General features: G+C 62.3%; 15 protein-coding genes. 8 read left to right on the top strand and 7 right to left on the bottom strand.

Annotated features, from left to right (window positions below):
• Window positions 1-14: 14 nt before the first annotated feature.
• The 4 genes from boxA to JMY24_RS03305 form a co-directional block, all read right to left on the bottom strand.
• Window positions 15-1,256 carry a benzoyl-CoA 2,3-epoxidase subunit BoxA gene (gene boxA / locus JMY24_RS03320; protein WP_128595465.1) on the bottom strand — a complete coding sequence of 414 codons (1,242 nt, stop codon included), beginning with the start codon at window positions 1,254-1,256 and terminating at the stop codon, window positions 15-17.
• A gap of 87 nt (window positions 1,257-1,343) precedes the next feature.
• Window positions 1,344-2,771 carry a benzoyl-CoA 2,3-epoxidase subunit BoxB gene (gene boxB, locus JMY24_RS03315; RefSeq protein WP_128595466.1) on the bottom strand — a complete coding sequence of 476 codons (1,428 nt, stop codon included), beginning with the start codon at window positions 2,769-2,771 and terminating at the stop codon, window positions 1,344-1,346.
• 67 nt (window positions 2,772-2,838) lie between these two features.
• Window positions 2,839-4,509: a 2,3-epoxybenzoyl-CoA dihydrolase gene (gene boxC, locus JMY24_RS03310; RefSeq protein ID WP_128595467.1), complete on the bottom strand. Its 1,671-nt coding sequence runs from the start codon at window positions 4,507-4,509 to the stop codon at window positions 2,839-2,841.
• Window positions 4,510-4,623: 114 nt separating this feature from the next.
• Window positions 4,624-5,619 (bottom strand): helix-turn-helix transcriptional regulator, encoded by a 996-nt coding sequence (locus JMY24_RS03305; RefSeq protein WP_128595468.1) that lies wholly within the window; start codon window positions 5,617-5,619, stop codon window positions 4,624-4,626.
• Window positions 5,620-5,800: 181 nt separating this feature from the next.
• Here JMY24_RS03305 and JMY24_RS03300 point away from each other — a divergent pair, with 181 nt between their 5' ends.
• The 7 genes from JMY24_RS03300 to JMY24_RS03270 all read left to right on the top strand — a co-directional run bounded on the left by JMY24_RS03300 (window position 5,801) and on the right by JMY24_RS03270 (window position 15,184).
• Window positions 5,801-6,268: a DUF4863 family protein gene (locus tag JMY24_RS03300; protein ID WP_128595469.1), complete on the top strand. Its 468-nt coding sequence runs from the start codon at window positions 5,801-5,803 to the stop codon at window positions 6,266-6,268.
• Window positions 6,269-6,276: 8 nt separating this feature from the next.
• Entirely contained in the window at window positions 6,277-7,872 is a 1,596-nt protein-coding gene (locus JMY24_RS03295) for a 3,4-dehydroadipyl-CoA semialdehyde dehydrogenase (RefSeq protein WP_128595470.1), read from the top strand.
• A 127-nt stretch (window positions 7,873-7,999) separates the two neighbouring features.
• On the top strand, window positions 8,000-9,604 hold the full coding sequence (locus JMY24_RS03290) for a benzoate-CoA ligase family protein (protein ID WP_128595471.1): 1,605 nt from the start codon (window positions 8,000-8,002) through the stop codon (window positions 9,602-9,604).
• A gap of 8 nt (window positions 9,605-9,612) precedes the next feature.
• Window positions 9,613-10,467 carry an alpha/beta fold hydrolase gene (locus JMY24_RS03285; RefSeq protein ID WP_128595472.1) on the top strand — a complete coding sequence of 285 codons (855 nt, stop codon included), beginning with the start codon at window positions 9,613-9,615 and terminating at the stop codon, window positions 10,465-10,467.
• A gap of 181 nt (window positions 10,468-10,648) precedes the next feature.
• Window positions 10,649-10,972 (top strand): hypothetical protein, encoded by a 324-nt coding sequence (locus JMY24_RS03280; protein WP_128595473.1) that lies wholly within the window; start codon window positions 10,649-10,651, stop codon window positions 10,970-10,972.
• A gap of 78 nt (window positions 10,973-11,050) precedes the next feature.
• The gene (locus tag JMY24_RS03275) at window positions 11,051-13,162 is read left to right on the top strand and encodes a phosphocholine-specific phospholipase C (RefSeq protein WP_201701383.1); all 2,112 of its coding nucleotides are present in this window, start codon (window positions 11,051-11,053) and stop codon (window positions 13,160-13,162) included.
• Window positions 13,163-13,384: 222 nt separating this feature from the next.
• Window positions 13,385-15,184 (top strand): methyl-accepting chemotaxis protein, encoded by a 1,800-nt coding sequence (locus JMY24_RS03270; protein WP_128595474.1) that lies wholly within the window; start codon window positions 13,385-13,387, stop codon window positions 15,182-15,184.
• A gap of 28 nt (window positions 15,185-15,212) precedes the next feature.
• Here the strand turns inward: JMY24_RS03270 and JMY24_RS03265 are convergent, their stop codons facing one another.
• The 3 genes from JMY24_RS03265 to JMY24_RS03255 all read right to left on the bottom strand — a co-directional run bounded on the left by JMY24_RS03265 (window position 15,213) and on the right by JMY24_RS03255 (window position 16,912).
• Window positions 15,213-15,593 carry a DUF5594 family protein gene (locus JMY24_RS03265; RefSeq protein ID WP_128589001.1) on the bottom strand — a complete coding sequence of 127 codons (381 nt, stop codon included), beginning with the start codon at window positions 15,591-15,593 and terminating at the stop codon, window positions 15,213-15,215.
• Between the two features lie 84 nt (window positions 15,594-15,677).
• On the bottom strand, window positions 15,678-15,866 hold the full coding sequence (locus JMY24_RS03260) for a hypothetical protein (protein ID WP_087751272.1): 189 nt from the start codon (window positions 15,864-15,866) through the stop codon (window positions 15,678-15,680).
• 137 nt (window positions 15,867-16,003) lie between these two features.
• Window positions 16,004-16,912, bottom strand: coding sequence for a LysR family transcriptional regulator (locus JMY24_RS03255; RefSeq protein ID WP_128595475.1), 909 nt, complete (start codon window positions 16,910-16,912; stop codon window positions 16,004-16,006).
• A 146-nt stretch (window positions 16,913-17,058) separates the two neighbouring features.
• On the opposite strand from JMY24_RS03255, the gene JMY24_RS03250 reads away from it, so the two are divergent.
• On the top strand, window positions 17,059-19,179 hold the full coding sequence (locus tag JMY24_RS03250; protein ID WP_201701382.1) for a 3-hydroxyacyl-CoA dehydrogenase NAD-binding domain-containing protein: 2,121 nt from the start codon (window positions 17,059-17,061) through the stop codon (window positions 19,177-19,179).
• Window positions 19,180-19,200: the final 21 nt, after the last annotated feature.

Raw genomic sequence — 19,200 nt, 5'->3', positions numbered from 1 at the left:
CTGGCGCGGCCGGATCAATACGTTTCCAGATGCAGGCGCCCTTCTTTCTTCAGCTTTGCCCACAGCGCCTCCCAATCTACCTGATGCTGCTCGCCGATCTCTTTCAGCGCTTGCAGCACACCGTCTTCCATACGCTTTAGCCCGCATACATAGATATGCGTATTGTCGTCCTTGAGCATCTGCGCGACGTCGACCGCGCGTTCACGCATCGCGTCCTGCACGTAGCGCTTCGGCTGACCCGGCGTGCGCGAGAATGCGAGATTGGTGTCGATGAAATCCTTCGGCAGATTAGTTAGCGGCCCGAAGTATGGCAATTCCTCTTTGGTACGCGCACCGAAGAACAGCATCAGCTTGCCAGTTGCGCCTTTCAGGCGGCGGCGCCGGCGATATTCCGTCATTGCGCGCATCGGCGCGGAACCGGTGCCCGTGCAGATCATCAGAAGATGCGAGTTCGGATGGTTGGGCATCAGAAACGTGCCGCCGAACGGGCCGATCACCGTGACCACGTCGCCCTTTTTCAGATCACACAGATAGTTCGAGCAGACTCCGTCGATCGAATCGCCATGCCGCTGCGCGACGCGCTTCACCGTCAGCGAGACGTTGTTGTAGCCAGGGCGCTCGCCGTCGCGCGGGCTGGCGATCGAATACTGGCGCGCATGATGCATGCGGCCGTCGGCCGTGGCGCCGGGCGGCAGAATGCCGATCGATTGGCCTTCGAGCACCGGAAACGGCATCGATCCGAAATCGAGCACGATGTGATGTATGTCGCTTTCGGTCGATGCGTCGGTGAGCCGGTAGTTGCCGACCACGGTCGCGGTAGTCGGTGTCTTGTGTGTGTAGAGGTTGACGTAAGGCTTCGCGGCGGACCACGGCGGCACGACTGACCCGCGCACGGTGTCTACCTCAATGCCGCCCGTATTCGCCGAAGCATCGTCGGCAGTCTCCGCAGCGGGCGATTCTTCCACTGCGGGCGCGGCCATTGTGTTCTGCTCCGGCAAGACGTCCCACATGAATTGCTCTTCGATCGGATACGCGTCGGCCTTCAACACGGTGCGCCAGTTGTCGATCGCGCCTGTCGGACACGGCGGCACGCATGCCATGCAGCCGTTGCAGACATCCGCCTTCACGACGTAGTTGTTTTCGTCGTGCGTGATCGCGTCGATCGGACAGGTCTCTTCGCAGGTATTGCAGCGAATGCAGATTTCCGGATCGATCAGATGCTGTCTGAGAACCTCGATCGACACTGGGCCGTTCATGACTTCCTCCACCATGTAGTGCTGCGCAAGCTTGCCACGCGCGCTTCGTGCAATTTCAACAACTCGTGCACTGCGCGAAACCTGCGTTCAGTTGAAGCGCACGTATTCGAAATCGACCGGCTGGCGGTTCACGCCCATCGCGGGCGGTGCAATCCAGTTCGCGAACTTGCCGGGTTCCGTGACGCGTCCCATGAGCGACGCAACGAATGCGCGGTCTTCCGGTGTGGCGAGCCACTTCGCTTCGTTTGCGGCCCACTCGGCTTCGCCGATCACGCGGCCGTCGGGCGACACGCGCGTGCCCGAAAACGTGCCGATCTGCCGGTTGAACGCTTTGTGCGGCACCGTCATGCGGAAGTCGATCCCGGCCTTTTCGAGCACCTTATTCCAGCGCCCGACGCCCGCGACGGAGTCCTTGATATAGTCGTCGCGCAGCACCTCGTTCATCGCGTTGAGCATGGGCACTTCGCGCTCCACGAGCTTGCCGTCCTGCACATCCAGCAGTTTGTAGCTCTGGCCGTTCAGTTGATGATCGTCGTCGCGCTTGCCCTCTTCATAGCGGCCCTTCAGGCCCGAGCTATAGAAGGTGGCCGCATTCGACGAATGGTCCGCACCGAACAGGTCGATCGTCACCGAGTAATGGAAGTTCAGATAGCGCTGAATGGTAGGCAAGTCGATCACACCGGCAGCGCGAATCTTCGCGACGTCGTCGGTGCCGAGTTCGTTCATCACCTGAGCAGTCCGCTGAATCACGCGCGAAACGCCTGATTCGCCGACGAACATGTGGTGCGCCTCTTCCGTCAACATGAACTTCGTGGTGCGCGCGAGCGGGTCGAAGCCCGATTCAGCGAGTGCGGACAACTGGAACTTGCCGTCGCGGTCGGTGAAGTACGTGAACATAAAGAACGCGAGCCAATCCGGCGTTTTCTCGTTGAACGCGCCGAGAATGCGAGGATTGTCGTCGTCGCCGGAACGGCGTCCGAGCAATGCTTCGGCTTCCTCACGACCATCGCGACCGAAGTAGCGATGCAGCAGATACACCATCGCCCACAGGTGGCGGCCTTCTTCCACGTTGACCTGAAACAGGTTACGCAAGTCGTACATGGAAGGTGCGGTCAAGCCGAGGTGTCGTTGCTGCTCGACGGAAGCGGGCTCCGTATCGCCTTGCGTCACGATGATACGGCGCAGATTCGCGCGGTGCTCGCCGGGCACGTCCTGCCATGCGGCTTCGCCCTTATGTTCGCCGAAGTGAATCTTGCGGTCCTGGTCACCCGGCGTCAGAAAGATGCCCCAGCGATAGTCCGGCATCTTCACATGATCGAAATGTGCCCAGCCTCCCGCATCCACGCTCACCGCCGTGCGCAGATACACGTCGTAGCCGTGCGAGCCTTCCGGGCCCATATCGCCCCACCACGACAGGAAGTTCGGTTGCCACTGTTCGAGCGCGCGTTGCAACGCGCGGTCGTCGGCGAGATTGACGTTGTTCGGAATCTTTTCGCTGTAGTTGATCGTTGACATGGTCGTTCCTTGCAATGCGGAAGGTGAGAGGCGTACGGGGAAGCGGGCGTCGCCTCGCGCTCGTGCGTCAAACTCGCGATACGTCGAATTGCGCCTTGCTGCCCTTGCCGTACACCTTGAGCGCGCCCTTCTCGCCCACTGCGTTCGGCCGGTTGAAGATCCAGTTCTGCCACGCGGTGAGACGGCCAAAAATGCGCGTCTCCATTGTTTCCGGGCCGTTAAAGCGCAGATTCGCTTCGAGTCCGGTCAGCGCATCCGGAGACATTGCCGCGCGTTCCTCGAGTGCGATCCGAATTTCGTCGGCCCAATCGATGTCATCCGGCGCTGCAGTGACAAGCCCCAAACGCTCCGCTTCGACCGGCCTGACCGCCTGGCCGATCAGCGAGCGCACGGCGTCGAGCGGTTCCGATTCTTCATAGAAGCGGCGCGCAAGCCGTGACTGATGCGTCACCATCGGATAGAGACCGAAGTTCGCTTCCGACAGCGTGATGGCCGGCTCCTCTTCCTCATTGCCCGGCAATGCGGCCATATACGAGCGATCCGCGGCAAAAGCGAGTTCGGCGAACGTGCCGGCGAAGCACGAGCCCGGTTCGATCAACGCAAACAACGAACGCGACGAAACGTCGATACGCGCGAGCGTGCGGCGCAACAAGCCAATCGTTTCGCGTACGAACCAGTGGTTCTTGTGCTGCATCAAAACCGCGTCGGCGGCGAGCACGTTGCGCGCGTCGCCTTCGGTTCGGAATATCCATGTGCCGACTTCAAGCTCGTTGGTGCGCATCGACAGAATGGCGTCGTCGAGTTCGCGAGCGAATTGCAGCGGCCACCAGTTCGCGCCCGCGGCGACGATCGCGTCGATATTCGCGGGCTGTTCCGTTTGCGGCGCTTTTGCGGTGAATGTCGCGATGCGTTTAGCGCGATCGATCGTGACGTCTAGCGTTTTATACGTGAGCCCGTCGTCGCGCTCTGTACGCTCGATGCGCGTGAGCATCACACCTTGCGCGTCAGAAGGACGATCGCTCTGCGCGGCGAGTTCGAGCGCGCGGGCCTGAATGGCCTGGTCGAACTGGTTCGGTTTGACGACCTCGTCCACGAGACGCCAGGCTTTTGCCCGCTCGCCGCGAATACCTTCGACCACCGTGCAGAAGATGTCGGCGCGATCATGGCGCACCTTGCGCTTGTCCGTGACTCGCGTGAGTCCGCCGGTGCCGGGCAGCACGCCGAGCAACGGCACTTCCGGCAGCGACACCGACGAAGAGCGGTCGTCCACCAGGTAGATTTCGTCGCACGCAAGCGCGAGTTCATAACCGCCGCCCGCGCAGGCGCCGTTCACCGCCGCAAGAAATTTGAGGCCTGAATGACGCGACGAGTCTTCCAGTCCGTTGCGCGTTTCGTTCGTGAACTTGCAGAAGTTGACCTTCCACGCATGCGACGAAAGACCGAGCATGAAAATGTTGGCGCCGGAGCAGAACACGCGGTCCTTCAGGCTCGTCAACACGACGGTTTTAACTTCCGGGTGCTCGAAACGGATTCGCTGAATGGCGTCGTGCAGTTCGATATCGACGCCAAGGTCGTACGAATTCAGCTTGAGCTTATAGCCGTCGCGAATACCGCCGTCTTCCGCGATGTCGATACCGAGCGTCGCCACCGGGCCGTTGAAACTCAGCTTCCAATGCTTGTACTGCGAGGGATCGGTGCGGTAGTCGACCGGCGCGATGGCGGTTTCTGCTGTGGACATGGGCGTCTCCTGGCTGGACGATGCAAATTGTTGATCGAACAATAGTGCACAGACAAACCCATGTAAAGCACTTTAATGCATGTTACGGTGTTAACCCCGACGTCTCAGTGCGTATCAGACGGCCCGCGCCTCGTCGGGCGACTCGGCTGCCAGCCGCGCGGCGAGGCGGTCGCGCAGTTGCAGATAGGCGTCCGCCAAGGTTTTCTCGCTCGTGTCGAAAGTCATATCCGCGCGGCCATACAACTCGCTGCGGCCGGCAAGGATGCGCTTCAGGTCGTCCATCGCTTCCTTGTTGCCGGACATGGGCCGCAGATCGCCCTGCGCGACGACCCGGCGCATATGCTCTTCCGGCGCCGCCTGCAGCCATACGGTGAAGCAGTGCGACAGCAGCGCATTGAACGTGCCGGACTCGGACACCAGTCCGCCCGGCGACGCGATCACCGCGCGTTCGTGCTCCTGTATCACCGCTTCGAGCGCGCGGTGTTCATACCGTCTGTAAGCGCTCGCGCCATATAGCGAATGGATTTCCGCTGGCGGGCAGCCCGCCAGTTGCTCGATTACCCGCGTCAGCTCGACGAACGGTACCTTGCGCTCCTGCGCGAGCATCCGGCCGAGCGTCGATTTTCCGGCGCCGCGCAGTCCGATCAGCGCGATCCGGTCCTTGCGATGCGGGTCGCGCGGCGCCTGCGCGAACATCTCGGCAAGCGCCACTCGCGCGCGCTGCAATGCCGCCTGATCGCGCCCGTGCAGCAGTTCGCGAATCAGGAACCATTCGGCGGACGCAGTGGTTTCGTCGCCGATCACCTCGGCCAGCGGGCAGTTCAACGTGGCCGCGATCTGCCGCAACACCAGCACCGACGCATTGCCGACGCCCGATTCCAGATTCGCGAGATGCCGCTCCGACAGGCCGGTTTCAGCAGCCAGTGTCTTGCGGGTCATGCCGCGCCGCGCGCGCAGCAGACGCACGCGCTCGCCCATCGCGGTCAAAAACGGGTCGCGCTCCTCGCGCTCGCCGGTGCGCTCGCCGCGCCCGCTCTCCTCGCCGACAGTTTGGAGCGGCGGCGAGTCGGACGGCGAGTTGGACGGCGACCCAACGTTATTCCGGTTCATGTTTTCTACCTAGATCCATCGATACATGTACTATAGTGCTTGACACACACTGGGTGAACGGTTAATTTTCGCCCAACATTGATCCACATACCAAGCTTGCCGCGATTTTTCGAGTGGCATTACGGAGACCGCGCAGCGCGTCACATGCATTAAGGTGCGTGCGCACAGTCCGGAGGCTCGCATGTCCCCATCCGATTTCCAGCTCCTGATAGCAGGCGTCACGGCGGAACTCGCCGGCCGGCCACTGAACGCCGAACTCGCGGACTGGCTCAACAGCACCTATCCCGTGGACAGCCAGACCTTTCGCGATCTCGCTGCCGCATGCCGCGCGGGAGTCGCGGAGGGCTGGCTGTGCAACCGGGAGGGCGGCGGCATCCGCTACGGCCGCATCTTCAAGGCGCTGCCCGACACCCACGGCTTTTCCGTCGACGTGGTCGACATGAAGAACATTGCCGGCCCGCATCATGTGCATCCGCACGGCGAGATCGATCTCATCATGCCGCTGACCGAAGGCGCGACCTTCGACGGCCATTCTGCGGGGTGGTGCGTCTATCAGGCAGGCTCCGCGCATCGACCCACGGTGGCGAACGGCGAAGCGCTCGTGCTTTATCTCCTGCCGCAAGGCGCAATCGAATTTACCGCTGCGTGAGTGCCGTCATGATCGAACTATTGAAGAACCACATAGCGGGCCAATGGGTCGCGGGAACCGGAGAAGGACAGACGCTGACCGATCCGGTAACGGGAGAAGCACTCGTTCGAGTGTCCAGCGAAGGACTCGATCTCTCACACGCGTTCCGCTTTGCCCGCGACGAAGCCGGCGCGGCACTTCGCGCGCTGACCTATGCTGAGCGCGCCGCGCGTCTCGCCGATGTCGTCAAGCTTCTGCAGGCAAAGCGCGACGACTACTATGCGATCGCTCTCGCGAACTCCGGCACGACGCGCAATGACTCGGCGGTGGATATCGACGGCGGCATTTTCACGCTGTCGTACTACGCGAGGCTAGGCGCATCGCTCGGCAATGTGCATGCGCTGCGCGACGGCAACGCGAGCGCATTGAGCAAGGATCAATCGTTCAGCGTGCAACACGTGCTGACGCCAACGCGCGGTGTCGCGCTTTTTATCAACGCATTCAACTTCCCGTCGTGGGGCTTGTGGGAAAAAGCGGCTCCCGCGTTGCTTTCCGGCGTGCCCGTCATCGTCAAGCCCGCGACTGCGACGGCGTGGCTCACGCAACGCATGATCGCCGATGTCGTCGACGCGGGCATCCTGCCGCGCGGCGCGCTCTCTGTGATTTGCGGCGGCTCGGCTGGGCTGCTCGACCAGATTCAGGCATGCGATGTCGTGTCCTTCACGGGCTCCGCCGAAACGGCCGCAACGCTGCGCGCGCACCCGGCGTTCGTCGCACGCGGCGCGCGGCTCAACGTCGAAGCCGACAGTCTGAACAGCGCGATTCTGTGTGCGGACGCCACGCCCGGCACGCCCGCATTCGAGCTTTTCATCAAGGAAGTCGTGCGCGAAATGACCGTGAAATCCGGGCAGAAGTGCACGGCGATCCGGCGCGCGTTCGTTCCCGACACCGCGCTCGATGCCGTGGTCGATGCGCTGAAAACGAAACTCGCGAAAATCACTGTGGGCAATCCGCGCAACGACGCCGTGCGCATGGGATCGCTCGTGAACCGCGCGCAATACGAGAACGTGCTGGCGGGCATTGCAGCGTTGCGTGACGAAGCGGTGCTCGCGTACGACGGATCGGCCACGCCGCTCATCGACGCCGATGCGGCTGTTGCTGCCTGCATTGGGCCGCATCTGTTCGTCGTCAACGATCCGGATAACGCGACGCTGCTGCACGATGTCGAAGTTTTCGGACCCGTGGCGAGCGTGGCGCCATATCGCGTCGCAAACGGCGTCGGCGAACTGCGCGAAGCGCACGCGGTCGACCTCGCGCGGCGCGGACAGGGCTCGCTCGTCGCATCGATCTATTCAAACGACGACGCGCACCTCGGCAGGCTTGCTCTCGAGCTCGCCGATTCGCATGGCCGCGTGCATGCGGTTTCGCCTTCCGTCGAGCAGAGTCAGACCGGCCACGGCAACGTGATGCCGATGTCGCTTCACGGTGGACCGGGACGCGCAGGCGGCGGTGAAGAACTCGGCGGTCTGCGCGCGCTTGGTTTCTATCACCGGCGTTCGGCGATTCAGGCGTCGGCAGCGGCACTCGATGTACTTACGCATCTCACTCATTCGCCCACGGCATGACGACCGGAGCCACGCAACAGAAGATGAAGACCGCCTAACGAAGAAGCGCACGCAGTAGCGCATGCAGGCATTCAGCGGATCATGAGCACATAACAGCCGGACCGCCCCCACTCGATGGAGGAGACATATGGAAGCCCTGTTCGAACCGGCTGCAAGCCAGCCCGCCGTCACGGTCGAGCCGCCGCCCGCGCGCTTTAATTTCGCGGCTCACCTGTTTGCATTGAACGCGCCGCGTGCGACGAGAACGGCTTATATCGACGACAGCGGTCACACGAGCTACGGCGAACTCGAAGAACGCGCACGGCGCTTTTCGAGCGCGTTACGCGGTTTGGGCGTGCATCCGGAAGAGCGTGTGCTGCTGGTGATGCTGGACACCGTGTCATTGCCCGTCGCTTTTCTTGGCGCGCTCTACGCGGGCGTCGTTCCGGTGGTCGCAAACACGCTGCTCACGCCGGCCGATTACGTCTACATGCTCACGCATAGTCATGCGCGCGCGGTCATTGCGTCGAGCGCGCTGGCCGCAAATGTCACGCAGGCCATGGAGACGGCCGAGCACGACGGCTGCCAGCTCATCGTCTCGAACCGCGCGTCGCCAGCACCTGAAGGCGAGCCGCTCGCGGTGCCTGTGCTGGAGGATCTCATCGACGCCGCGACGCCCGCCATGAAAGCCGCCACAACAGGCTGCGACGACATCGCCTTCTGGCTGTATTCATCGGGTTCGACCGGAAAACCGAAAGGCACGGTCCACACGCATGCGAATCTTTACTGGACCGCCGAGTTGTATGCGAAGCCGGTGCTCGGCATTGTCGAAAGCGATGTGGTGTTCTCCGCGGCGAAGCTGTTCTTTGCATATGGGCTGGGCAACGCGCTGACCTTTCCGCTTTCGGTCGGCGCCACTGCTGTGTTGATGGCCGAGCGCCCCACCGCCGACGCGGTTTTCGCCCGCCTCACGCGCTACCGTCCGACCGTTTTTTATGGCGTGCCGACGCTTTACGCGAGCATGCTCGTGTCGCCGAATCTGCCCGCGTGCGACGATGTCGCGATGCGCGTTTGCACGTCTGCGGGCGAGGCATTGCCGCGCGAGATCGGCGAGCGCTTTACGAGGCACTTCGGCTGCGAAATTCTCGACGGCATCGGCTCGACGGAGATGCTGCATATCTTCCTGTCCAATCGCGCGGGCGCAGTCGAATATGGCACGACGGGGCGCCCTGTACCCGGTTACGAAGTGGAGTTGCGCGACGACAGCGGTCGCCCGGTCGGCGACGGCGAAGTGGGCGATCTCTTTATCAAAGGCCCGAGTGCCGCGCTGATGTACTGGAGCAACCGCGAAAAAACGCGAGCCACTTTTCTCGGCGAGTGGATTCGCAGCGGCGACAAGTACAGCCGTCTGCCGAATGGCTGCTATGTGTATGCAGGCCGCAGCGACGACATGCTGAAAGTCAGCGGCCAGTATGTGTCGCCAGTCGAAGTCGAAATGGTGCTGGTACAGCATGACGCAGTGCTCGAAGCGGCCGTGGTCGGCGTCGATCATGGCGGCCTCGTGAAAACGCGCGCGTTCGTCGTATTGAAGCGCGAGTTTGCAGCGTCTGAGATACTGGTGGACGAATTGAAGGCGTTCGTGAAAGACCGGCTCGCGCCGCACAAGTATCCGCGCGATATCGTGTTCGTCGACGACTTGCCGAAAACCGCCACCGGAAAAATTCAACGCTTCAAACTGCGCGAACAGTCATAAGGTGATACATGCAGAATGCCGCTGTCGAAACCCCCGCTAGCCAATTCGCCGACTTGCCCGCCACGGCATTGCACGGGGCGCTGCGCATCGAATATCGCTGGTTGAACGGTGCACCCGCCAATGCAACGGGCGACGCAACGAGCCATGCGCCAATAGCCGTCTTCCTTCACGAAGGACTCGGCTCGATCGCAATGTGGCGCGACTGGCCACAATCGTTGTGCGAGCGGCTGGGAATGCGGGGACTCGTGTACTCGCGTCCGGGTTATGGTTTGTCGACACCGCGCCCTCACCACGTCAAATGGCCGATCAATTTCATGAGCGACCAGGCGCACGATATTTTGCCCGCACTGCTGGACGCACTCGACATCGGCCTGCACGAACGGCGGCGCATGTGGGTCATCGGACACAGCGACGGTGGCTCGATCGCGCTGCTGTATGCGGCGTTGCATCCCGACGCGCTGGCAGGCGCGGTGGCTATCGCCCCACACGTATTCGTCGAAGAGATATCGGTGCAAAGCATTGCGCAGACGAAGCTGCTTTACGAAACCACCGACCTGCGCGACAAGCTCGCCCGCTATCACGCGGACGTCGATTCCGCTTTCTATGGCTGGAACGATATCTGGCTGAATCCCGCGTTCCGCGGCTGGTCGATTGCGCAGCAGCTTGCGACGATCCGCAAGCCGCTGCTCGCAATACAAGGCCATGACGACAACTACGGCACGATGGCTCAGATCGACACCATTCCCGAGTACGCGCCGCATGCGCAGCTCGTCAAGCTCGACGCCTGCGGACACTCGCCACACCGCGATGCGCCGGACCGGTTGAACGAGGCCATTGCGGAGATCGTGACGCGATATCGGTAGCCACAGGTTGCGGCTTGCCGGCAGTCAACGGACGAGGCGACAGCCTCCTATCCCCATTCGTCACCAAATCCCCAAATTTCCAAAACTTCACAAAACTTACACAGGTGAGCGGCTATTCTTTTCGCACCGCTGACCTGGGCACCCCGATGCCCGCGCGTTCCCCCGTGCCGGAGACATCGCTATGTCCTTTGTGTCGAAGCCGTTCAGTGCCTTGCATCGCAAACGTTTGGCCATTGCGCTCATGGCGCTGCCGCTTTCCGCGCTGATCGCCGCCTGCGGCAACGACGACCCCAAGTCGCCGGATACGGGCAACGCTAGCTCTGCTCCGAATGCCGCCGATCAGGGCAACACCGCCGTCCTGTCGGCGAATCCTTCTTCAGCATCGCCCTCGCCTGCCGCCGTTACGATTCAAAGCCCAGCACTACCCGCATCAAGCGCCGACCCGGCATTGTCCGCCGCCGCTTCGACGCCCCTCGCCACACCTGTAATCCATACCGTTGACTGAGTCCCGCGCTTCACGCGCCGCTCATGCTTGCCGCGCTGCGTGGATCGTTTTCCCACTGAAGACACGAAAGCACATACCATGACCTCAAAAAACCGTCGTGATTTTCTACGCTCTGCCGCGCACGCGGCCGGTTCCGTCACCGCGCTGAGCATGCTGCCGCTCGGCATTCGCAACGCGCTCGCCATTCCGGCGAACAACAAGACCGGCACGATCCGCGACGTCGAACACATCGTGGTGCTGATGCAGGAAAACCGCTCATTCGACCACTACTTCGGCACGCTCAAGGGTGTACGCGGTTTCGGCGACACGCGCGCGGTCAACCTGCCCAATGGCAAGCCGGTGTGGTATCAACCGCTTGCCGCGGATCTGGGCTATGTCCTGCCGTTTCGCCCGAGCGCGCCGAACCTCGGACTGCAATTCCTGCAAGACCTCGCGCACGACTGGAACAGCACGCACGCAGCGTGGAACGGCGGCCGCTACGATCAATGGGTGCCCGCCAAAGGCACGACGACCATGGCCTACCTCACGCGCGAGGACATTCCATTTCACTATCAGCTCGCTGACGCATTCACGATCTGCGACGCCTACCACTGCTCGCTGATGGGCCCGACGGACCCGAACCGCTACTACATGTGGGCGGGCGGCGTAGGCAACGACGGCACCGGCGGCGGTCCCGTGATCGACAATTCCGAACTCGGCTACGGCTGGTCGACCTATCCGGAAGTGCTGCAAAACGCAGGCATTTCGTGGAAGATCTATCAGGACATCGGCACCGGCCTCGACGCCAAGGGCTCGTGGGGCTGGACCCAGAACGCTTACATCGGCAACTACGGCGACAACTCGCTGCTCTACTTCAACCAGTACCGCAACGCGCAACCAGGCAACCCGCTATACGAGAACGCGCGCACCGGCACCAACGCATTGAAGGGCGACAGCTACTTCGACATTCTCAAGCGCGATGTGCAGAACAACGCGCTGCCGCAAGTCTCGTGGATCGTCGCACCGGAAGCCTATTCCGAGCACCCGAACTGGCCTTCGAACTACGGCGCGTGGTACATCGACCAGGTCTTGCAGATTCTCACGTCGAATCCTGAGGTGTGGAGCAAGACGGTACTCCTGATCAATTACGACGAGAACGACGGTTTCTTCGACCATATGGTGCCGCCGTGCGCGCCGAGTTCGAGCGCGAACGGTCTCTCCACTGTCGACACCGTCAACGAAATCTATCCGGGCGATGCAAAGAACGTTGGCGCGCCGTACGGTCTCGGTCCGCGCGTGCCGATGCTCGTCGTCTCGCCGTGGTCCAAAGGCGGCTATGTGTGCTCGGAGGTGTTCGATCATACGTCGGTAATCCGCTTCATCGAACAGCGCTTCGGACAACAGCACAATCTCGGCGAGCCGAACATCTCGCCGTGGCGACGCGCGGTGTGCGGCGACCTGACGTCGGCCTTCAACTTCAGCAATCCGAACGACGCCTTCCCGACATTGCCCAGCACGAGCGGCTATGTGCCGGCCGACCAGAACCGTCATCCGGATTACGTGCCGCTGCCGCCGGCAATCCAGGCAGTCCCGCATCAGGAGCCCGGCGTGCGCCCCGCTCGCGCGCTGCCGTATGAAATGTTCGTGCGAGTACATGGCGAAGGCGCCGAAAAGACGTTGACCATGCGCTTCGTCAATACGGGCAGCGCGGGCGCAGTGTTTCTCGTCTATCGCGCGAATAGCCTCGAGGCGCCGCGCACGTACACGGTCGAGGCCGGCAAGCGCTTGCAGGATCAGTTCCCGCTGAATGCCGACGGCACTTACGATTTCACCGTGCACGGTCCGAATGGATTCTTGCGCCGCTTCACCGGCCGGCCGATTGCGCGCAGCTGGTGGGACGGCTCGGATATCGCGCGTCCCGAAGTGCTCGAAGGCTACGACGTCGTGAACGGCAATCTGCAACTGCGCCTTGAAAACATAGGCAGCGCGCATTGCAAGTTCACGATCGTCAATGCGTACGACCCGAAGCACACGATCAAACGCGTGGTGCGCGGCGGCGATACCGACGAGCTTTACCTCGATCTTCGCAATGCGCATGGCTGGTACGACCTGGCGATCACCGTCGACACGGACCCGCTGTTCGCCCGCCGTTTCGCGGGTCACGTAGAGACCGGCAAGAGCAGCATGAGCGATCCTGCGCTGGGCGCCTGATCGATCGATAACACCGACGCATGACAACGGCCGCTGCGATAAAACGCAGCGGCCGTTTTTTAAACGTTATCCTCAGACGAAATCAATAACGCATTCGCGTGAGGCTCCGCGCGCAAACACTGTGCAAGCGCGCTCAAGTCTTTCTGTTGCTGAGCCGTATACCGCGTATGAGGCACCCGCCTCATCCACTACGGCTCACTGCTCATCCGAAAGACCTCCAACATGTTCTCTTCCATTCGCGCGCGGATCGTTGCGCTGTGCGTCGCCATCGTCGTGGTGGCACTTGCTGCCAATGCGGTCCTTAATTATGTGGTCGCGAATTCGTATAACGCCGACGCCATCGACAGTAGTTTGACGGCAGTCGAGAGCGGTCATGCAGCCGGTATCAGCGACTGGGTTGCCGCCAACAGCCAGATGATCGACTCGCTGCAGAACGCGGTGCTGCAACCCGACCCGTCGCCGGCGCTCAAGCAGATCGCCACCGCCGGCAAGTTCACCAACGTCTATGTTGGCTACGCGGACAAGACAGCAAAGTTTTCCGATCCGACCGGCATTCCCGCCGACTACGATCCGACCGGGCGGCCCTGGTACAAGCAGGCCGTGGCAGCCGGCAAACCGGTGGCAACCCCGCCTTATGTCGACGTCGGCTCGGGTAAGCTGGTGGTCGCGTTCGCCGCGCCCGTGGTACGCGACGGCACCGTCAAGGGCGTGGTGTCCGGCGACGTCGCGATGGACAGCGTAATCGCCAACGTAAAGTCGATCCACCCGACGCCCGCGAGCTTCGGCATGCTGATCGATGCGAGCGGCAATATCGTCGCGCATCCGGATGCAAAGCTCACGTTGAAGCCAGTGTCCGATCTGGCGCCGGGACTCGCGGGCGAGAAGCTCGCCGCGCTCTTTGGCGCGCAACGTCCGGTGCAGATGGACGTAAGCGGCAGCGCCAAGCTGTTGCGCGCGCAATCCATTCCGGGCACGGACTGGTACGTGGTTGTCGCGCTCGATAAAGCGGAGGCAACCGCCGGCATGCGTTCGCTGCTGACCGCGTCCGTCATCGCGCTGATCGTGATTGCGGGCATTGCGGCGGCTATCGTCGCGGCGGTCACCGCGGTCTCGTTCCAGCGTCTGTCGAAAGTACGCGATGCAATGGACGACATCGGTTCGGGCGAAGGCGATCTGACGCAACGCCTGCCCGCCGTCGGCAACGACGAAGTCGCGCAGATCGCGCGTTCGTTCAACACGTTTATCGACAAACTGAGTCACGTGATGCGCCAGATTCGCGACGCGAGCGAGTCGGTGCGCGTGGCCGCCAATGAAATTGCAGCGGGCAACGTCGATCTGTCCGGACGCACTGAATCGGCTGCGGCGAGCTTGCAGGAAACCGCCGCGTCGATGGAAGAAATCACGTCCACGGTCACTCAATCGGCGAGCGCCGCGAAGCAGGCCGACACGACTGCGGTGTCAGCATCGCAGGTCGCCTCGCGCGGCGGCGTCGTGATCTCCGAAGTGATCACGACGATGGGCGAGATCGAACACGCGTCGGTGAAAATCTCCGACATCATCGGCGTGATCGACGGCATTGCTTTCCAGACCAACATTCTTGCGCTGAACGCCGCAGTCGAGGCTGCCCGCGCCGGGGAACAGGGTCGCGGCTTCGCGGTCGTGGCGGGCGAAGTGCGCAGTCTCGCACAACGCAGCGCGCAGGCCGCGAAGGAAATCAAGGCGCTGATCGAAGCCACCGTCGCGAGTGTGAGTTCAGGCTCGGGCCAGGTGCGCCAGGCGGGCGAAACGATGACGGAGATCGTGAGCAACGTCGCCAACGTGACGACGATCATTTCCGAAATCACGCAAGCCGCCAATGAGCAGACACGCGGCATTCAGGAAGTGAATCGCGCGGTGAGCCAACTGGATGAAATGGTTCAGCAGAATGCCGCGCTCGTCGAACAGTCGACGGCAGCTGCCGCCGCATTGCAATCGCAGGCGGTGAGCCTCGCGAGCGCGGTTACGCAGTTCAAGCTCGACTAGGCGATACGAAAAAGCCGGTGGCGCGGGCTCACGACTCGAAGTCGAGCCCGCCGATCAGTGCCACCGGCTCGGCCTGCGTATGCGAAAGAAAATCGAGTTCGCGCGCATGACGCCACGCCGCCAGCTTTCGCGGCAGCGCAGCCAGATAGCGAGAGAAGCGCGCCTGCCCTTCTTCTTTCATGAGCCGCTCGATCTCGTCGCTGTCCCACGTGAGATATAGATTCAACGGATGCGCGAATTGGGCGATATGCTCAAGCGGCGCGGCATGAATGCGCAAGCGCGTGGGACGGCCAGGGCCTTCATTTGGAAACACTTCCGTGTGCACGGTGGTAGCGAAGCACGCGGCGATGGCCTCGGCAATGCGAGGCGCAAACTCTTCATCGAAACGGGCGGCACTCTCTGGACGCATCTGATTCTCCGACTTGCTGCGCAATGAGCGGAGCATCGTAGCATGTAGCACGCGACCCGCTGCCAGCTCCCAGCTCGGCGCCGCTTATCCCACGCGCCTCGTTTTACGCGCACGATTGCCGCGCCGGCGAATCACGTAACTAACGAGCGCAGCAAGCGCCGCTGTCGCTGCATAACCTGCAAGGCGAATAGCCTGCTCCGCGGGCAGGCGCGCAATCAGCATTGCGACAATGATGCTTGCGAGCACGACGAGAAATGCGATTGTCCACTTCATTCCGGTCTCCGCTGACGTTCGTGACGTTCTTTATGTTCGTGGCGTACTGTCGCACGGCGCGTGCACGCTCTTTTTTTCACAGCATACTCGCGACAGCTACGTGAAGGGGCGATTGTGGTCGGCCGCAAACGCGCGGACTACGAAGCGCCGCCTCTTCCGCTTGCTCGCGCCTGTGCCAGAATGAATTCGATGAAAGTTGCCGCCGCGCGAGTGTGATGCCGGTTCGGCATGTAAAGCATGTACATGTTCGTACCGAAGATGCTCAGGCGCCATTCGTCGAGCGTGGTCACGGCATCGCCGCGTTTCAGGTCATCGTGAACCACATAATCCGGCAAGATGCCGACGCCTAGTCCCGCGAGCACCGCTTGCCGCAGAAACAGAAAGTTCTCGGAGATGATGGTCGGTTCAAGCAGCACCTCGTGGCGTTCGTCACCGAGATACGCGGCAACGCGCAATTGACGGCCCACCACCGCCGCCGTAATCAACGGCGTGGTGCGCAGATCGTCGAGCTGCATAGGCATGCCATGGTTTTCGGCGAACGCGCGCGAGGCACATGCAACGTACCTAACCGGCCCCATGTCGCGCGCCACGAGATTTTGCGGCGGCTCGGACATGACCCGCACGGCGATGTCCACTTCGTCGCGCATCAGGTCTTCCACGCGGTTCTCGAACAACACATCGAGCACGATGCCCGGATAGCGACGCTTGAATTCGATCAGCCACTCGGACATGACGAGTTGACCATAACCGCTCGGCACGCTTAGGCGCACTCGCCCCTGCAGGCTTTGCCCAAGGGTCGTCACCGATTCGCGCGCGGCCAGCAGCGCGTTCTGAATCGCGCGGCCGTGCTCATATAGCTGAAGACCGATCTCCGTAGGTTCGACGCGGCGCGTGGTCCGCCGAACGAGTTGCAAGCCCACCGAGCGTTCGAGCTGGTTCAGGTGATAGCTCACGTTCGCGCGGCTCATTTTCAGGCGCCTCGCCGCCTCGCTCAAGTTACCTGCGTCGAGTATCTCCACCAGCAAAGTCAGCGAATGGACGTCCACAACCGTGCCTTTGTCAAAGTTATTTTGACAGTCTGTCAACCGTTCATGTGATTGTCAATGAACCTTGACCACTCCACAATCAGGACAATTCGCGGGCGTGGTATGCCGCCGGCGCGCCCAGACAATCAGCCAGGAGACGACACGCCATGACCCTCACCACTTCAACCGACGTCGTGACACGCGAATTGCGTGGCAAGGTGCTGCTCGTCACGATCGATCACGCGCCCGTCAACGCGCTGTCCGCCGACGTGCGGCGCGGACTGCTCGCCGCAATCGAAGCCGCCGATAGCGACCGTTCGGTGCAAGCCGTGCTGATTGTCGGCGCGGGCCGCAACTTCATTGCCGGCGCGGATATTCGCGAGTTCGGCAAGCCGCCGGTGCCGCCGTCGCTGCCGGACGTGTGCAACCGGATTGAAGCGTGTACGAAACCAGTCGTCGCGGCGATTCACGGTGCGGCGCTCGGCGGCGGTCTCGAAGTGGCGCTCGCCGCGCATTACCGGATCGCCGTCGACGGCGCGAAGCTCGGCTTGCCCGAAGTGCAACTCGGGTTGCTGCCCGGCGCGGGCGGCACGCAACGCACGCCGCGCCTGATCGGCGCGCAGGCGGCGCTCGACCTGATGCTGAGCGGTCGCCATGCGAACGCGCAGGAAGCACTGGCGTTAGGGCTCGTCGACCGGCTTGGCAGCAGCGAGGACATTCTCGCGGAAGGGCTCGCGTATGTTCACGAATTGCTTGCCGCCCATGCACCAGTGCGCCGCACGCGTGACGCCGCTGCGTTGAGCGAGCGCGCCGCGAGCCTGGCTGCAGTCGCTACGGCGCGCGCCGAGACCACGAAAAAATCGCGCGGTCTGTTTTCACCGCTAAAGATCGTCGATGCGGTCGAAGCGGCGATCACGCAGCCATTCGAAGACGGCTTACGCCGCGAACGCCAACTCTTTCTCGAATGCCTCGACAGTCCGCAGCGCGCGGGCCTCGTTCACGCGTTCTTTGCGGAGCGCGAAGTGCTGAAAGCGCCCGAGACGCGCGACGCCAGACCGCGTGCGCTGAACGCCATCGGTGTCGTCGGCGGCGGCACGATGGGTGCGGGCATTGCCGTCGCAGTGCTCGACGCGGGCTTGCCCGTGACGATGATCGAGCGCGACGAAGCATCGCTCGGCCGGGGCCGCGCGCGCATCGAAAAGGTCTATGACGGCCTGATCGCGAAGGGCCGCATGAGCGCGGAGAAAAAGACTCAACTCATGACGCGCTGGACCGGCAGTACTTCATACGATGCACTCGCCAACGCAGATCTCGTGATCGAGGCCGTGTTCGAAGATCTGTCGGTCAAGCAGGCCGTGTTTGCCGAACTCGATCGCGTGTGCAAACCGGGCGCCGTGCTCGCAACCAACACGTCGTATCTCGACATCGACGCGATCGCGGCCAGCATCTCACGCCCCGCCGACGTGATCGGTCTGCACTTCTTCTCGCCGGCCAACATCATGAAGCTGCTTGAAGTAGTCGTGCCGAAAGCCGTCAGCGCCGACGTAGTCGCCACCGCATTCGAGCTTGCCAAGAAGCTGCGCAAGACGCCGGTACGCGCGGGCGTGTGCGACGGCTTTATTGGCAATCGCATTCTCGCCGTGTATCGCAGTGCCGCCGACGCAATGATGGAAGACGGCGCGTCGCCGTATCAGATCGACGCCGCAGTACGCGCGTTCGGCTTCCCGATGGGACCGTTTCAGGTGGTGGACCTCGCCGGCGGCGACATCGGCTGGGCAGCGCGCAAACGGCGCGCAGCGACGCGCAATCCGGCGGCGCGCTATGTGCAGATTGCCGACCGTCTGTGCGAGCGCGGCTGGTTTGGCCAGAAAACGGGACGCGGCTTTTATCTGTACGCCGAAGGATCGCGCAGCGGCCAGCCCGATCCGGAAGTCGAGGCGATCATCGACGCCGAGCGCGTCCGAGCCGGCATCACCCCGCGCAAATTTTCCGACGAGGAGATCATTCGCCGCTACATGGCCGCGATGATCAACGAAGGAGCGAATGTCGTGCATGAACGGATCGCGCTGCGACCGCTCGACGTCGACGTGACCTTTCTATACGGCTACGGTTTCCCGCGTTATCGCGGTGGCCCGATGAAATACGCGGACATGGTTGGCCTGCCGCGCATTCTCGCCGACATCCGCGAGTTTGCGAAAGAAGACCCGTTGTTCTGGCGAGCGTCGCCCCTGCTGATTGAACTGGTCGAGCGCGGCGCGGATTTTGCGAGCCTCAACCAGACTGCATGACGCGGCTCATTCTTTAGCGCA

The sequence above is a fragment of the Paraburkholderia kirstenboschensis genome (assembly GCF_904848585.1).
GTDB lineage: Bacteria > Pseudomonadota > Gammaproteobacteria > Burkholderiales > Burkholderiaceae > Paraburkholderia > Paraburkholderia kirstenboschensis.
This window is presented reverse-complemented; position numbering and strand designations above follow the sequence as displayed.

Excerpts from the sequence above, each read along its gene's own strand:
- boxA (WP_128595465.1), bottom strand. The coding sequence starts at position 1,256 with ATGAACGGCCCAGTGTCGATCGAGGTTCTCAGACAGCATCTGATCGAT.
- boxB (WP_128595466.1), bottom strand. The coding sequence starts at position 2,771 with ATGTCAACGATCAACTACAGCGAAAAGATTCCGAACAACGTCAATCTC.
- boxC (WP_128595467.1), bottom strand. The coding sequence starts at position 4,509 with ATGTCCACAGCAGAAACCGCCATCGCGCCGGTCGACTACCGCACCGAT.
- JMY24_RS03305 (WP_128595468.1), bottom strand. The coding sequence starts at position 5,619 with ATGAACCGGAATAACGTTGGGTCGCCGTCCAACTCGCCGTCCGACTCG.
- JMY24_RS03300 (WP_128595469.1), top strand. The coding sequence starts at position 5,801 with ATGTCCCCATCCGATTTCCAGCTCCTGATAGCAGGCGTCACGGCGGAA.
- JMY24_RS03295 (WP_128595470.1), top strand. The coding sequence starts at position 6,277 with ATGATCGAACTATTGAAGAACCACATAGCGGGCCAATGGGTCGCGGGA.
- JMY24_RS03290 (WP_128595471.1), top strand. The coding sequence starts at position 8,000 with ATGGAAGCCCTGTTCGAACCGGCTGCAAGCCAGCCCGCCGTCACGGTC.
- JMY24_RS03285 (WP_128595472.1), top strand. The coding sequence starts at position 9,613 with ATGCAGAATGCCGCTGTCGAAACCCCCGCTAGCCAATTCGCCGACTTG.
- JMY24_RS03280 (WP_128595473.1), top strand. The coding sequence starts at position 10,649 with ATGTCCTTTGTGTCGAAGCCGTTCAGTGCCTTGCATCGCAAACGTTTG.
- JMY24_RS03275 (WP_201701383.1), top strand. The coding sequence starts at position 11,051 with ATGACCTCAAAAAACCGTCGTGATTTTCTACGCTCTGCCGCGCACGCG.
- JMY24_RS03270 (WP_128595474.1), top strand. The coding sequence starts at position 13,385 with ATGTTCTCTTCCATTCGCGCGCGGATCGTTGCGCTGTGCGTCGCCATC.
- JMY24_RS03265 (WP_128589001.1), bottom strand. The coding sequence starts at position 15,593 with ATGCGTCCAGAGAGTGCCGCCCGTTTCGATGAAGAGTTTGCGCCTCGC.
- JMY24_RS03260 (WP_087751272.1), bottom strand. The coding sequence starts at position 15,866 with ATGAAGTGGACAATCGCATTTCTCGTCGTGCTCGCAAGCATCATTGTC.
- JMY24_RS03250 (WP_201701382.1), top strand. The coding sequence starts at position 17,059 with ATGACCCTCACCACTTCAACCGACGTCGTGACACGCGAATTGCGTGGC.